General features: G+C 62.4%; 14 protein-coding genes. 4 read left to right on the plus strand and 10 right to left on the minus strand.

What is annotated here, in order from left to right; all coding sequences use genetic code 11:
• Nucleotides 1–368 (plus strand): aminotransferase class III-fold pyridoxal phosphate-dependent enzyme (locus tag FEZ59_RS14195; protein ID WP_172932811.1); only part of this gene is annotated, 368 nt, incomplete at its 5' end.
• A gap of 2 nt (nucleotides 369–370) precedes the next feature.
• On the opposite strand, the gene FEZ59_RS14200 is transcribed toward FEZ59_RS14195, so the two are convergent.
• Complete coding sequence (locus FEZ59_RS14200) at nucleotides 371–637, minus strand: hypothetical protein (protein ID WP_151531097.1); 267 nt, start codon at nucleotides 635–637, stop codon at nucleotides 371–373.
• A gap of 17 nt (nucleotides 638–654) precedes the next feature.
• On the opposite strand from FEZ59_RS14200, the gene FEZ59_RS14205 reads away from it, so the two are divergent.
• Nucleotides 655–1,353 (plus strand): hypothetical protein, encoded by a 699-nt coding sequence (locus FEZ59_RS14205; RefSeq protein ID WP_113683567.1) that lies wholly within the window; start codon nucleotides 655–657, stop codon nucleotides 1,351–1,353.
• Here the strand turns inward: FEZ59_RS14205 and FEZ59_RS14210 are convergent.
• The 3 genes from FEZ59_RS14210 to FEZ59_RS14220 form a co-directional block, all read right to left on the minus strand.
• Nucleotides 1,339–2,019, minus strand: coding sequence for a PhzF family phenazine biosynthesis protein (locus FEZ59_RS14210; RefSeq protein ID WP_003942237.1), 681 nt, complete (start codon nucleotides 2,017–2,019; stop codon nucleotides 1,339–1,341). The two genes, FEZ59_RS14205 and FEZ59_RS14210, sit on opposite strands and share 15 nt — an antisense overlap.
• Nucleotides 2,020–2,099: 80 nt before the next feature.
• Entirely contained in the window at nucleotides 2,100–2,639 is a 540-nt protein-coding gene (locus tag FEZ59_RS14215; protein ID WP_003942122.1) for a carboxymuconolactone decarboxylase family protein, read from the minus strand.
• Between the two features lie 2 nt (nucleotides 2,640–2,641).
• Nucleotides 2,642–3,229 carry a peroxiredoxin gene (locus tag FEZ59_RS14220; protein ID WP_172932812.1) on the minus strand — a complete coding sequence of 196 codons (588 nt, stop codon included), beginning with the start codon at nucleotides 3,227–3,229 and terminating at the stop codon, nucleotides 2,642–2,644.
• Between the two features lie 229 nt (nucleotides 3,230–3,458).
• Here FEZ59_RS14220 and FEZ59_RS14225 point away from each other — a divergent pair, with 229 nt between their 5' ends.
• Complete coding sequence (locus FEZ59_RS14225) at nucleotides 3,459–4,379, plus strand: hydrogen peroxide-inducible genes activator (protein WP_020907545.1); 921 nt, start codon at nucleotides 3,459–3,461, stop codon at nucleotides 4,377–4,379.
• Nucleotides 4,380–4,407: 28 nt separating this feature from the next.
• Here the strand turns inward: FEZ59_RS14225 and FEZ59_RS14230 are convergent, their stop codons facing one another.
• The 5 genes from FEZ59_RS14230 to FEZ59_RS14250 all read right to left on the minus strand — a co-directional run bounded on the left by FEZ59_RS14230 (nucleotide 4,408) and on the right by FEZ59_RS14250 (nucleotide 10,319).
• The gene (locus tag FEZ59_RS14230; RefSeq protein ID WP_029255251.1) at nucleotides 4,408–5,808 is read right to left on the minus strand and encodes an FAD-linked oxidase C-terminal domain-containing protein; all 1,401 of its coding nucleotides are present in this window, start codon (nucleotides 5,806–5,808) and stop codon (nucleotides 4,408–4,410) included.
• Nucleotides 5,809–5,885: 77 nt separating this feature from the next.
• A complete protein-coding gene (locus FEZ59_RS14235) occupies nucleotides 5,886–6,530 on the minus strand; it encodes a hypothetical protein (protein WP_172932813.1) in 645 nt (214 codons plus the stop codon).
• Between the two features lie 163 nt (nucleotides 6,531–6,693).
• The gene (locus tag FEZ59_RS14240; protein WP_172932814.1) at nucleotides 6,694–9,045 is read right to left on the minus strand and encodes a hypothetical protein; all 2,352 of its coding nucleotides are present in this window, start codon (nucleotides 9,043–9,045) and stop codon (nucleotides 6,694–6,696) included.
• A complete protein-coding gene (locus FEZ59_RS14245) occupies nucleotides 9,042–9,350 on the minus strand; it encodes a type VII secretion target (protein WP_021334291.1) in 309 nt (102 codons plus the stop codon). The genes FEZ59_RS14240 and FEZ59_RS14245 overlap by 4 nt, the downstream gene beginning before the upstream one ends.
• A 120-nt stretch (nucleotides 9,351–9,470) precedes the next feature.
• Entirely contained in the window at nucleotides 9,471–10,319 is an 849-nt protein-coding gene (locus FEZ59_RS14250; RefSeq protein WP_047888405.1) for a LysR substrate-binding domain-containing protein, read from the minus strand.
• Between the two features lie 56 nt (nucleotides 10,320–10,375).
• On the opposite strand from FEZ59_RS14250, the gene FEZ59_RS14255 reads away from it, so the two are divergent.
• On the plus strand, nucleotides 10,376–10,783 hold the full coding sequence (locus FEZ59_RS14255; RefSeq protein ID WP_019748228.1) for a DUF5997 family protein: 408 nt from the start codon (nucleotides 10,376–10,378) through the stop codon (nucleotides 10,781–10,783).
• Between the two features lie 53 nt (nucleotides 10,784–10,836).
• Here the strand turns inward: FEZ59_RS14255 and FEZ59_RS14260 are convergent, their stop codons facing one another.
• Entirely contained in the window at nucleotides 10,837–13,341 is a 2,505-nt protein-coding gene (locus FEZ59_RS14260; RefSeq protein ID WP_020907550.1) for a DEAD/DEAH box helicase, read from the minus strand.
• Nucleotides 13,342–13,367 lie beyond the last annotated feature (26 nt).

Below are 13,367 nucleotides of genomic sequence, written 5' to 3' on the forward strand. Positions count from 1 at the left end.
GGTGGCGTCATGGTTACACGTACGGCGGGCATGCCGGTGCTGCTGCGGCGGCGATGGCGAACCTCGACATTCTCGAGCGTGAGAATTTGCTTGGGGAGTCGAAGCGTCTGGAGGCGTCGTTGCATACGCATCTGCAGCCGTTGGCCGAGCATCCGCGGGTGGCGGAGGTTCGTAGTGGACTGGGTGCGGTCGCTGCGGTGCAGTTGGTTGATCCGGCGGAGGCTTTGCCGTTCGTGAAGACGTTGCGTGAGCACGGTATTTCGGGTCGCGCGGCGGGTCAGGGTGCGATGCAGATTTCGCCGACGTTCGTCATGACCGATGATCAGGTCGCGGAGATGGCAGCAGGGATCCTCGCAGCCCTCGGATGAGTTCAGTTGCGGCGCCGGAGGAGCTTCTCTATTCGGCGCCGCACTGCGTTGGGTGCAGGTTCGAGTTCCAGAACCTCTTGTTCCGACTGCTTGGCGTAGGCCTGGGTGTACCGCTCGTGCAGTACCGAGCGAATTTCGTCCGGAGAGTAGGCCCGACGCTGGCGTTCGCCGCGCGCAACGAGAACCCCGGTGGCGGCAACGCCCATTGCACCGGCGAGGCCGACCAGTTTCCAAACGTGCGAGGCGCGCAGAGGAGTAGGGAGTTTCATCCCTCTACGCTAGAGGCATGGACCGACGATTGCTTTCGCAGGTGAGTCTCGAGGAGGCCGCCGCGGCGACCCGCACGGGCGACATCTGGATCTTTCGCGGAGAGTCGACGGCGGACCGGGCCATCCAGACGCTGACCAACAGCCCGGTCAACCACGTCGGAATGTCGGTCGTGATCGACGACCTTCCGCCGCTGATGTGGCATGCGGAACTCGGTCACTCGCTGCAGGACATGTGGACCGGACGCTTCCAGCGTGGTGTCCAACTGCACGATCTGCGATCGGCGGTTCAGGTCTGGGGCGCCAAGTACGGGCAGCGTGGATGGTTGCGCCAGCTCGACCACGAGATCACCCGGGAGCAGGAAGACGCTCTGCTCAAGACGATCGCACGGCTGGACGGTACGCCGTTCCCGTCGACGGCCAAGCTTGCCTCACGCTGGTTCGGAGGCCGAATCCCGAAGCTGCGCAAGAAGTCCGACGTGTCCGCAGTGGCCGTCGAGAGCGCCTACTGCGCCGAAGTGGTTGCCAAGACCTATGAGGCGATGGGTCTGCTTGTCGGTAATCGTCGTATCAACTGGTTCGATCCGGGCAAGTTCTGGAGTGGAGATCAGTTGCCCCTCGCGCCGGGAGTTGCGCTCGGTGACGAGATCTCGGTGTCACTCAGCGCACGTGACCTCGAGGCCGGACGCAATCCCGCCGGGTACTCACAAGGTTCGTGACGGCTCGGCGACGACGCGGCCGCCGACTTCGAGCCACCCTTCCGGAGAGAAGGTGGTGTGAAGCACCGATCCGCGTCCCTGGGTGATGAGCAGTGATTTCCTCAATCGGTCCGTGATGCGCAGCGCTGCAGATCCGGTCGCCTCGTCCTCGGCGATTCCCATCACCGGTGCGAACATGCGTGCGCGGATGGCAGCTTCGAGCTTGTCCTGCCATGCCCACAGATACGAATGATCCGCCTCGTAGTCGGACGGATCTGCGTCGATGACGTCGTCGACCGTGTCCATCGGATAGATCGCGAATTCCGGTGCCCATTCGGCACGCGCGCGTACCCACGTCAAAGCGCCGGATTGGCGGACGTCGACACTGCCGGCAGGAACGTCGAGGGCGCTCACGCGACGACCCTGTTCGCCCAGCCACCACGTGGCACCGACGGTCGGGTGTCCGGCGAAGGGGAGTTCTGCTGCCGGAGTGAAGATCTGGACCCGCGCACGCGAGGCGCCGTCATCCGGAACGTCGATGAAGATGGTCTCGCTGTAGTCGAGTTCCTTCGCGACGGCTTGTCGATCCGATTCTGCAACCGTGGACGCGTCGACGATTCCCAACGGATTCCCGTGCTTGCCGTTCTCGTCCGTGAAGACCCGGACCACACTCACCTCGATACCCATCGGTCCACCCTAGCGCGCGAAAAGCCCTCCCCACCTTCACGGTGGGGAGGGCTCGTCGAACTGCACTCAGGTCCGAGTGATCAGACCTGTGCGGCAGAGAGGATCTCGTTGGCTTCGACAGCCTGTGCGACGCCCGCGACGATGGAACCGGCGCGGATCGCTTCGAAGATGACCTCGCGGTCGACACCTTCCTGGCGGAGGGTGTTCTCGTGAGCTTCGAGGCAGTGGTTGCAGCCGTTGATCGCGGACACTGCAAGCGACCACAATTCGAAGTCGGCCTTGTCGACGCCCGGGTTGCCGATGATGTTCATCCGCAGGCCGGCACGAAGGTCGTCGTACTTACCGTCGAGGTAGCCCTTGGTGCGGTAGAAGACGTTGTTCATGCCCATGATCGACGCTGCGCCGAGAGCGGCGTTGTAGGCCTCTGCCGACAGGTTGTCGGCAGCCTCGGAAGCAATCTCCTTGAGCGTGGACGCAGACTTGGTGGCTGCGGCCGTTGCGAGGAGCGTTCCCCACAACTGCTGCTCGTTCAGGACCGTCGTGCGCGCAATGGAACTCAGGTTGAGCTTGAGGTCCTTCGCGTACTCGGGAAGCGAGTTCTTGAGGTTCTCGACGCTCATACTCAGACGCTCGCAGTCAGGAGCTCGCCGGCGTTGATGGTCGGGTCGCCCTTCTTCCAGTTGCATGCGCACAGCTCGTCGCTCTGGAGAGCGTCGAGGACGCGGAGAACCTCGTCGACGTTACGGCCGACGGAACCGGCTGTGACGGAGACGAACTGGATCTCGTTGTTGGGGTCGACGATGAACGTCGCGCGGTCTGCAACGCCGTTGGCGTTGAGGACGCCGGTGGCCTCGGCAAGCTCACGCTTGAGGTCCGAGAGCATCGGGAAGGGGAGGGTCTTGAGCTCTTCGTGCTGTGCACGCCACTGGAAGTGCACGAACTCGTTGTCGACGGAAGCGCCGAGAACCTGAGCGTCACGGTCTGCGAACTCTTCGTTGAGCTTGCCGAATGCAGCAATCTCGGTGGGGCACACGAAGGTGAAGTCCTTGGGCCAGAAGAAGACGATGCGCCACTTGCCTGCGTAGTCGTCACTGGTGACGGTGGTGAAGTAGTCATCGGGCTGCTGGGCATCGACCTTGGACAGGTCGCCGCCGATGACAGCCGTGAGGTTGTAAGCGGGGAACTGGTCGCCGATTGTGAGCAGAGCCATGTGTCTCATTCTCCTACGTGTCTCGTGAACAGGAATTTCTTGCGCACACGATCCGGCTGTTCGGACTGTGACGGCCGAACGTGCTGGATCGAGAGGGTTTGTCACCGTCAGCGGGTCGGACGGTTTCGACTGGAGTGTCGAGGTTGTGACCGGCGCTTTTTGGTATGAGTCCATTCTGCATCAAACCGTTCAAAAGGTAAAGGTGATGGGTGGCACTACACTGATAGGCATGTCTGATCAGACTTATCAACCTTCCTTGTCACAGCTGCGTGCCTTTGTGTCGGTGGCCGAGTACCGGCACTTCGGTACTGCCGCAGCACGTTCCGGTGTGAGCCAACCCACACTGTCGCAGGCGCTGGCGGCTCTCGAGGCGGGACTAGGGGTCAAACTGATCGAACGTAGTACGCGGCGCGTGCTCGTGACCGCGGACGGACAGCGCTTGCTCGGTCAGGCGAAGCAAATCCTCGAGGCTGCCGACGGTTTCGTCGCGAGCGCGGCCGGCTCCGGCGACTCTCTGACCGGACCGCTACGCATCGGGTTGATCCCGACCGTTGCGCCGTACATTCTTCCGGGGTTGTTGCCGGAGCTGCGCGAGAAGCTACCGTCGTTGGCGCCGCAAATAGTCGAGGATCAAACGGCGCGCTTGCTGGATGCCCTGCGATCGGGAGCGCTCGACGTCGCGGTGTTGGCGCTTCCTGCCGGAACACCTGGCCTGGTGGAAGTTCCTGTGTACGAAGAGGATTTTGTGATGGTCGTGCCGAACGATCATTCCTTGGCCGGACGTGTCGATCTCACGGCGGACGTGCTCGACGCGCTGCCGTTGCTCTTGCTCGACGACGGCCATTGCCTGCGCGACCAGACGTTGGATCTGTGCCGTTCGGTAGACGCCCATCCGCTTGCCGGCGACACGCGGGCTACCTCTCTCGCGACAGTCGTGCAATGTGTGGCCGGGGGACTCGGGGTGACTTTGGTCCCGGAATCGGCTGTTGCCGTGGAGGTTCGACGCGGGGACTTGTCGACGGCGCATTTCGCCTCGCCGGCTCCAGGTCGCACGATCGGCGTCGTGTTCCGCTCGTCGAGTGGCCGAGCAGAAGGATTCCGTCAGCTGGCCGAGCTGGTCCGTTCGGTCAGCCCGACGGTTCCTCGATGACGTAACTCGTTCGACGTCGACGTGAAAGCTAGTCGAGAGAGCCTTCTTTCACGGCAATGACGGCTCCGGGATTGAGAATTCCCAGCGGGTCGAGCGCATCCTTGACCTTGCGATTGAGGGCCATGACGTCTTCACCCAACTGTGACGGCAGCCAGTCGCGCTTGAGTCGACCGACCCCGTGTTCGCCGGTGATCGTGCCGCCGAGCGCGATGGCGAGATCCATCACCCGTCCGAATGCGATCTGTGCGCGTTCGGACATGTCCGGGTCTGCGGGGTCGAAGACGATGAGCGGGTGTGTGTTTCCGTCTCCAGCGTGCGCCACCGTGCAGATCAGGACGTCGAGGTCGTCTGCGATGGCTTCGACCCCGGTTACCAGCTGGGGGAGTGCGCGCATGGGAACGCCCACGTCTTCGAGAAGCAGACTTCCCATCGCGAGCACTGCCGGGAACACTGCCCGCCGTGCCGCCGCAAAAGCGTCACCTTCGGCCTGGTCATCGGTGGCGAATACTTCGGTGGCTCCGTTGTTTTCGCACGCCTGAACAATTGTCTCGATTTCCAGCACGCCTGCTGCGCCGGGTGCGTCGGACTGCGCGAGCAGCAGTGCGTGAGCCTTGCGGTTCAGACCCATGCGCACCGAATCCTCGACGGCATTGATGCTGGCATGATCCATGAACTCGAGCATCGCCGGACGCATGTTGCTGGTGATCGCCAAGACCGCGTCGGCAGCTTCTTGTACCGAGTCGAACGACGCGACGACGGTTGATGCGGGCGGCTGCGCGGGAATCAAACGCAACGTGATTTCCGTGATGATGCCGAGAGTTCCCTCACTGCCCACGAACAGTTTGGTGAGGGAGAGTCCGGCGACGTCCTTGAGAAGTGGACCTCCGAGGCTGACCGCTGTCCCGTCTGCCAGCACGACCCGGAGTCCGAGAACGTAGTCGGTGGTAACTCCGTACTTGACGCAGCAGAGTCCGCCGGCGTTGGTGGCTGCATTGCCGCCGATGGAACAGATCTCGAAGGACGACGGGTCAGGTGGGTACCAGAGTCCGTGCTCTGCGGCGGCTTTCTTGACCTCCGCATTCATCAAGCCGGGCTGAGTAACCGCCACACGGGCGACCGGGTCGATCGTGATCTGTCGCATTCGCTCGGTGCTGACCACTATGCAACCGTCGACGGCGCTGGATCCACCGGAAAGGCCCGAGCCGGCACCTCTGGGAACCACCGGTACGCGGTTGGCGGTTGCCCAGCGCATCACTGTTTGGATGTCTTCGGTGCACGTTGCGCGAACCACGGCAGCGGGATGGCCGGCGGTCGGGTCGGCGGCCCAGTCCTGGCGGTAGCCCGCGGTCACATCCGGATCCAGCAGGACGGCTCCCTCGGGGAGTGCCGCTACAAGTTCGTCCAAGGCGTACGAATTTTCGACCGTCATCACTCCATCATGCGTCCGGCAGCGCCGCTGAGGTCCTGACTTGGTCAGATTTGGGCGCGGCACCGTTGCCCTGGCCCCTACCGGGCCGCATCTTCTGGCCAGCCGGGGTAGTTGGGGAGGACGAGGGGTGGGGCGAAGTCGGTGCTCATCCGGAGTCGATTCCCGTCGTGACGCGATTTGAACCAGTCAGAGCAAGTCTCCTGTTGCACACGGTCGCTGGTGGAGCTGGTGAATTTGTCGACGATCCAGCCGCCGAAGACGTCCCCTTCCGGTGCATTGCGGGGCCCTTCGAATCGAGGGTAGGGGGTAGCCGTAGAAGCGGTGTTGTGCATCCAGATCTCGTAACTACTGCTCGGGAGTCGCGACGAATCCGGTTTGCGGCCGTCGTAATCGGTATCGTAGGCGTCGGAGCAGGCGTAAGCGACCACGGTCGAATCGCCACGGTATCCGGCGGGAATTGTTTGAATACTCAAGATCCGGTTGATGCTGGTACCTCGGTAGACGCGTGGTGGTGTGTCTGCGGGTTCTCCGTAGCGGCGATCGCTCGAGACCGTTCCACGAGTGTTCGCAGTGATTCTCGAGAACCCGTGGTAGGCGTCGCTGCGATCGCCACCACTGTCAACGATGTAGTCGGATTCTATGAATGCTCGGATTATGGTGGCCTCTTCGCTGAAGAGGTCGATGCCGGGGTCTGCGAGCCATTGGTTGTGATAGTCGGTCATGTAGCTCGGTAGTACATAGACGTTTGACGCGGCGGGCGTGGTTGTGGCGCTGACGTTTTCGGTTGAGTTGGGCGCCGCGCAACCCGCGATACATGATCCCATGCTGAATGCCAGTGCAAGAGCGGTTGCGGCGCGGTGGTTTCGCCTTGTAAACGCAGGAAATCTATCCGACATCGTCGAGTCCGTCTCTCATGTTGGTCATGAACGTATCGCGATTGAATCCCCGAAACGTCAAATAGTCCTGCAGCGTGCTGTCGAATTTGCCGTTTAGACCCAGGGTCTCCAGATCGACTGGTCTGAGGGATTCGCTCGGATCGCCATTGACTCGAAAACCGTTCAGTTGCTCGAAGTCTTCTCTTCCGTAGGCGTTGTCGAGTGCCTGAACCAATCGGTAGTCGAGAAGGGTCGTCGAAGCCGAACTCTGGTCTGTGAAGTTGAGTTGTGCCGGAGGAACTTCGACCGGGGAGCCGAGGACGTGATCTTTGAGTTCGACTCCCAGCATGCTGACTGCAACGCTGGTCGGTGGTCCGAAGCCTGGGATCATGGCGGCACCGCCGGAAATCAGCCAACCGAGTTCGTCGTATGTTTTCCCACGTCTGCTGATGATGTCCTGTTGCGCCGCCGCAGCGTCACCGGTTCTGTTGAAGGCTTCTTCCTCCAGAGCGCCGTCCATCAGTGCCTGGACGCGTCCCGCATATATTGCATATTGCGAAGAACCCGCGGCGATGTCTCCGCTCATGCTGGTTTCGACGAAGGTCCCTTGGAGTTGGCCCGCGGCTCCGAGCATGTTCGCATTGAAACTTGCGGCTGCGTGGGGGTCGCTGTCGATGATCGCGATCACCGATTTTGCATTGGCGAATCTGTCGTCGTAGGCATCGAGATTTTCGAAACCGAGGGTACCGGTTTGATCGGGTTCCAATCCGACGAGATTCCCGATGTACGGGGTCACCGCGGAACCAATGGATTGCGTCAACGCGGGATTCACTTCTCCGATGGATCTGTTGTCCAGGCCGGCGATGTCGAGGTAGGCACCTTTGTTGTCGGCGAGATTGTGGGCGAGCGCAAGGGCAGAGGCGCCGGCCCGTTCGGCAACAGCTGGGTTGGAGTTGGTGGCGTCGGGTCCGATCCAATCGGTGAGGCCGCTGACGGCTCGTCCGTCATCGTTCCATTCGCGGGTGAACAGATTCACCACGTCGTCCTGATGAGCAGGGGTGGTGAGGAAGTCGGCGTTCGAAGGTATGTCCCGAGTGGCAACGTCGAGGGCTTTGGTGAGGCTGGAGTCGAGCTCATCGTTGCTGACGGGCTGGCCGTCGTCGTCGAAGACCAATCGCATCGGGGCGCTCGATGAAGTTTGCGATTGGAGAGGGGCGAGATCTGCGCTGCGATCGAGCAGTGCAGAACTCAAAGCGCTGCCGGATTGCGTCGCCGGGTCTGCATTTCGAAGTATGTCCGTGAGTGCATTCGAATCGTCGAAATGGTTGACGTTCACGGTGGTGGAGTACCCACCGGGTTGGAGTTGCGAGCTGTACGCGGGGTCGCTGAAGATTCTGCGGACGTCTGGCGGAAGGTTGTCGAGGCTGCCCGCGTTGCCGTTGCCGTCGGTGACGTTGGGATTGGAGACGGTGAACATGCCCGAGGCGAGGGCGCTGGGGATTCGCGCGTCGGCGGGGACATTCGCATCGGGGAAGTTGACCGTGCGGAATCCTTCGGCTCCTGCACCGATATTCTTCAGCTCGTCGAGGTTGGTATCGGCGTAGAACTCACGTAGGTAGGCGAGTTGTTCCGGGTCGACGACCACGGGCCCGCCGGCAGCAAGTTGCGCTTGTTGTTCCGGAGTGAAAGTCGTCGCGGCGATCAACCGTTGCTTGGCCGCCTCGCTCTCGGGTGTTGCGCCCGGGGACTGCGCGAGAATGTCGGAGTCGTGGGCTCCCTGACCATCGAACCGAACGTGATGTGAAGGGGCGGTCGACGCTGCATCGGGGATCCCGAAATCGGCCTTGCGGTCGATGAGCGAGGTGCCTGCGGCGGTGATCTCCGTGAGGATTCTGGCGGCGCTCGCGTCAGTCTCGTCGACGTCCGTGAGTGCCGTGCCGATGCGCCACGAGTGATATTCGAGGCGGGCTTCTACCCCGCGCGGATCTGTGCTCGCCAGAGATGCGGGCGTCGCGGTGACGGAACCGTCGTCAGAGACGGTGAAACCGTCGGCGCTCGCGTCGTCGACGCGGCTGACCAGTGTTTCGCGGGTGTACCGGAGGTTTGCCGATTGCGCTGCGACACAGCGCCCGGCGTCTCCGACTATCGCGACGGCGTCTCGCCCGAAGGCATGCTGCTGGGTTGCCGAATCCCATGCTGCGGTCGCCGCGCTGCCGCTCCAATCGCTGGTTGCGGTGCCCATGATGCGGTGCGCGATGTCGACGTTGCTGTCGAATACGTCATGTCCGCGGCCCAGGGAGCCGGCATAGTTGTCGAGGGCGTCCAGATTCCAGGATCGGATCTGCGAGATCGACAGTGTCATCGCACGTCTCCCGAATCCTCGATCCGTGCGCCGTTGGCGATGTCGACCCGGGCGAACACTCGTGCGGAGTTTTCCAGTTTCGTGCGGGTAGCAGTGATCCCCGCACCGATCGCGCGGCCGAGTTCGTCGACGGTGACGACGTTGTCGGCTATGGCTGCAGCGAACGCCGACCCGGCGGCTCCGGCCGATGCGGCGGTAGCGGCCTCCGAAGCCGAGAATCCACCGAGTTCCTCGGCAGATGCCGTCAGCCCCTCCGCAGCACTTGCCAATTCGGCTGGATCAGCTGAAAAAGTATCCACACCCATGAACGAATCCCCCCGAATTCATCTGCGAGATCACAGTGAATCGAGGATAGAGCATGCCAGATGACCCGACCTCGAGGGGTGCGTCATCGTCCTCGCGGTCGAGGGGGTTGTGTGAAAGCCCTAGCGGCCCTTCTGCTTTCCGGAGAACCGGCCACCCGAACTCTTGGTCCCACCGGACTTGCCGCTGCCCGATTTGCCGCCGGCCTTGGCCTTGCCGGAACCGGCGTTGCGTCCGGAAATGTTCTTTGCGGTGCCGGCGCCCTTAGCTTTCTGCCCGTTCTTGGCAGCTTCTGCGCGACGCTCGCGGGCCGCGATCTTGGCCTTGACGGAGCCCTTGATCTTCTCCGCCGGCTCACCGTTTCGGCCGCGGGAACTCTGCGCCGTTCGGCCCCGCACGATGCCGATAAGTTCCTCGACCAGATCTGTGGTCTTGGACTCCATCCATGCCAAAGCCACAGGAGCCTCGGGCGCATCGTCCACCGGACGGAAGGTCAGGTCCTTGCGATGGTGGAACCGCGCCAGCGAATGGGGAACCACGACAACTCCGACGCCGGCGGCCACCAACTCGATGGCGTCGGCGATGGTCGCGGGTCGCTCGGCGGCGGTCTTTCCGGGACGGGTCGGCCAGTCGAGTCTGTCGTCGAGCGGATCGAGCACTATCTCGTCGGCCAGATCGTCGACGGAAATCTGATCGACAGTAGTGAACACGTGATCTTTCGCTACCACCACCACCGGGGTTTCCGCATACAGCGAGATGGCGCTGATTCCGGTCCGGTCGATCGGCAGGCGAACCAACCCTGCATCTGCTTCACCTGCGCGAAGTGCAGCTTCGAGTTCGAGTACCGGGAACTGAACAAGTTCCAGACGCACCTCGGGGAGCCGCTCGTGCCACACCCGGACCCACTTGGTGGGCGTCACCCCCGGGGCGTACGCGAGTCGAAAAATTGCCTGACTATCCGCGTCTGTCACCAGGCAAGGCTACCGCCTTGGTAAAAGCACCCGTATCGGCTGGTTACTCTTGTTGCATGACGTCGAACAAAACTCCCCAGACGATGAAGCCGACGACGGCTGCCAAGAAGCTGGGTGTGTACCTGGAAGCAACACCTGCGCAGTTCCAGGAAGGCGACGTGACTCGTGACGAGCTGACCGCTCTGCAGACCGATCCGCCGGAGTGGCTGCTGGAGCTGCGACGCACCGGACCGCACCCTCGCCCGGTCATCGCCGCCAAGCTGGGTGTATCGATCGCCGGCCTGGCCCGCGGCGGCGTCGAAGAAGCACTCACCACGGATCAGATCGCCGCACTCCTCGAAGAGAAGCCTGATTGGCTCGAAAAGGAACGCGCTGTTCAGGCCGACGTGCGGGCCGAAAACGTTCGCATCAAGGAAAAGCGCGCTGCGCGTCGTAACCAGCCGCGGAAGGCTCGAAGGGGCTGACGCCCCCTGTGCGCCTTTCCGGTAGCGATGACTACCAGAAAGGCGCACAGGCGCTAGCCTTCTACGACGCTCAGCTCGTCGAACACGATTTCACCCGCGGCATCCGATTCCGGGATGTCGACGACGGCAAGCAGCGCCCATCCGTGATCGCCCTCCGGATCCTCGAGCACCTGCCGCACCCGCCAGAACTCTCCGTCCTCAGTGACCTGGAAGAGCGCCGGACCGCGCGCCGACGGCCCGGTTCCGATGGTTGCGTACTCCTCGAAGTACGGCAGTAGTTGCTCTTCCCACTCGGCGGCCTCGATACCGTCCTCGAGGTTTTCCAGCTCGTTCCACTGTCGACGCGACGCGAGATCGATGCGTCGGAACATCGCATTGCGCACCATGACGCGGAATGCGCGCGGGTTCGCCGAGATGGGACGGGGAATGTCGGCGCCGAACGCAACCTCTTCCGTGTCTGCCTCGGCTCCGGGGTCGGTGAGTGACTCCCACTCGTCGAGCAGGCTCGAGTCGACCTGACGGATCAGCTCGCCCAACCACTCGATGATGTCTTCGAGTTCCTCGGTGCGCGCTTCGGTCGGGACGGTTTGCCTCAGCGCGCGGTAGGCGTCGGCGAGGTAGCGCAGGACGAGGCCCTCGGACCGGGTAAGTCCGTAATGGCTGATCAATTCGGCAAACGTCATGGCGCGTTCGATCATGTCGCGCACCACGGACTTGGGGGAGAGGGCGAACTCGGTGATCCACGGGTGGCCACCCCGGTACATTTCGAAAGCCGGGAACAGCAAGTCCGACAACGGTTTCGGCCAGGTGACCTCTTCGAGAAGCTCCATGCGCTCCTCGTACTCGATGCCGTCCGCCTTCATCTGCGCCACCGCTTCGCCGCGTGCGAAGTGCTGCTGCGCCATCAGAACCTGACGCGGATCGTCGAGCGTCGACTCGATGATCGAGACGACATCGAGTGCGTAACTGTCGGATTCGACGTCGAGAAGTTCGAATGCCGCCAAGGCGAACGGTGAGAGTGGCTGGTTCAAGGCGAAGTCGCGTTGCAGGTCCATCGTCAACCGAGCCATGCGGCCGTACTCGTCGGGTTCGTCGAGGCGTTCCACGATGCCGGCGCTGAGCAATCCGCGATACAGCGAGATCGCTTTGAGGATGTGCTTGCGTTGCGCCGGACGCGATTCGTGGTTGTCCTCCAACAGATGCCGCATCGCGTCGAAGCAGTTGCCCGGGCGGGCAATGACATTGAGCAGCATCGAGTTGCTGACCGAGAATCGCGACACCAACGGTTCGGGCGATGCCGCGACCAAGCGGTCGAACGTCGCTTCGCTCCAGGACACAAACCCCTCGGGAGCCTTCTTGCGTTGAATCTTCTTGATCTTCTTCGGATCGTCGCCGGCCTTGGCGACTGCCCGCAGATTCTCCACTTCGTGTTCCGGTGCCTGGACGACAACGGTGCCCATCGTGTCGTAGCCTGCACGACCCGCGCGGCCGGCGATCTGATGGAACTCGCGGGCCTTCAGATGCCGTGTGCGGACGCCGTCGTACTTGGCGAGACCGGTCAGCAGCACTGTGCGGATCGGGACGTTGATTCCGACGCCCAGAGTGTCGGTACCGCAGATCACCTTGAGAAGCCCGTCCTGCGCGAGAACTTCGATGAGCCGTCGGTACTTGGGCAACATGCCAGCATGGTGAACGCCGATGCCGTGCCGGACCAGGCGCGAGAGTGTCTTTCCGAACCCCGTGGTGAAGCGGAAACCGCCCAGCGCTTCGGCGATCGCTTCCTTCTCGGCCTTGGAACAGAAGTTGACGCTCGTCAGTGCCTGGGCGCGCTCGAGCGCGGCCGCCTGCGTAAAATGCACGATGTAGACAGGGGACTGGTTGGTGGTCACCAGATCTTCGATGGTTTCGCCGACCGGCGTGGTCGCGTACGAGAACATCAAAGGCACAGGGCGTTCCGTGCCGGAGACGACGGTGGTCGGCTTCCCGGTGCGACGCGTCAGATCCTCGGAGAAGAAGTCGACCTCACCGAGAGTTGCCGACATCAAGAGGAACTGCGCGTGCGGCAACTCGATGAGCGGAACCTGCCACGCCCAACCTCGATCGGGTTCGGAGTAGAAATGGAACTCGTCCATCACGACTTGGCCGATATCGGAGTTCGGGCCCTCTCGCAGTGCGAGATTCGCGACGATCTCTGCCGTCGCACAAATGATCGGCGCCGACGAGTTCACGGCGGCGTCGCCGGTCATCATGCCGACGTTCTCGGCACCGAAGACCTCACACAGCGCAAAGAACTTCTCACTCACCAAGGCCTTGATCGGCGCTGTGTAATAGGTGCGCTTGCCGAGCGACATCGCATAGAAATGCGCGCCGATCGCTACCATCGATTTACCGGACCCGGTCGGCGTCGCAAGGATCACGTTTGCACCCGAGACCAACTCCATGACGGCCTCTTCCTGGGCAGGATAGAGCGTCAAACCTCGTTCGAGGGTCCACGAAGAGAAGGCGTCGAAAACGGAATCAGGATCCGCGTTGTCGGGGAGAAGTTCCGTCAGCAGCACTCGTACAGGCTAGCCGCAACCGCGGA

This window comes from Rhodococcus sp. MS13 (assembly GCF_013277835.1).
GTDB classification, from domain to species: Bacteria; Actinomycetota; Actinomycetes; order Mycobacteriales; family Mycobacteriaceae; genus Rhodococcus_F; species Rhodococcus_F erythropolis.

Excerpts from the sequence above, each read along its gene's own strand:
- FEZ59_RS14210 (WP_003942237.1), bottom strand. The coding sequence starts at position 2,019 with ATGGGTATCGAGGTGAGTGTGGTCCGGGTCTTCACGGACGAGAACGGC.
- FEZ59_RS14235 (WP_172932813.1), bottom strand. The coding sequence starts at position 6,530 with ATGACCGACTATCACAACCAATGGCTCGCAGACCCCGGCATCGACCTC.
- FEZ59_RS14240 (WP_172932814.1), bottom strand. The coding sequence starts at position 9,045 with ATGACACTGTCGATCTCGCAGATCCGATCCTGGAATCTGGACGCCCTC.
- FEZ59_RS14230 (WP_029255251.1), bottom strand. The coding sequence starts at position 5,808 with ATGACGGTCGAAAATTCGTACGCCTTGGACGAACTTGTAGCGGCACTC.
- FEZ59_RS14220 (WP_172932812.1), bottom strand. The coding sequence starts at position 3,229 with ATGGCTCTGCTCACAATCGGCGACCAGTTCCCCGCTTACAACCTCACG.
- FEZ59_RS14245 (WP_021334291.1), bottom strand. The coding sequence starts at position 9,350 with ATGGGTGTGGATACTTTTTCAGCTGATCCAGCCGAATTGGCAAGTGCT.
- FEZ59_RS14225 (WP_020907545.1), top strand. The coding sequence starts at position 3,459 with ATGTCTGATCAGACTTATCAACCTTCCTTGTCACAGCTGCGTGCCTTT.
- FEZ59_RS14200 (WP_151531097.1), bottom strand. The coding sequence starts at position 637 with ATGAAACTCCCTACTCCTCTGCGCGCCTCGCACGTTTGGAAACTGGTC.
- FEZ59_RS14205 (WP_113683567.1), top strand. The coding sequence starts at position 655 with ATGGACCGACGATTGCTTTCGCAGGTGAGTCTCGAGGAGGCCGCCGCG.
- FEZ59_RS14215 (WP_003942122.1), bottom strand. The coding sequence starts at position 2,639 with ATGAGCGTCGAGAACCTCAAGAACTCGCTTCCCGAGTACGCGAAGGAC.
- FEZ59_RS14255 (WP_019748228.1), top strand. The coding sequence starts at position 10,376 with ATGACGTCGAACAAAACTCCCCAGACGATGAAGCCGACGACGGCTGCC.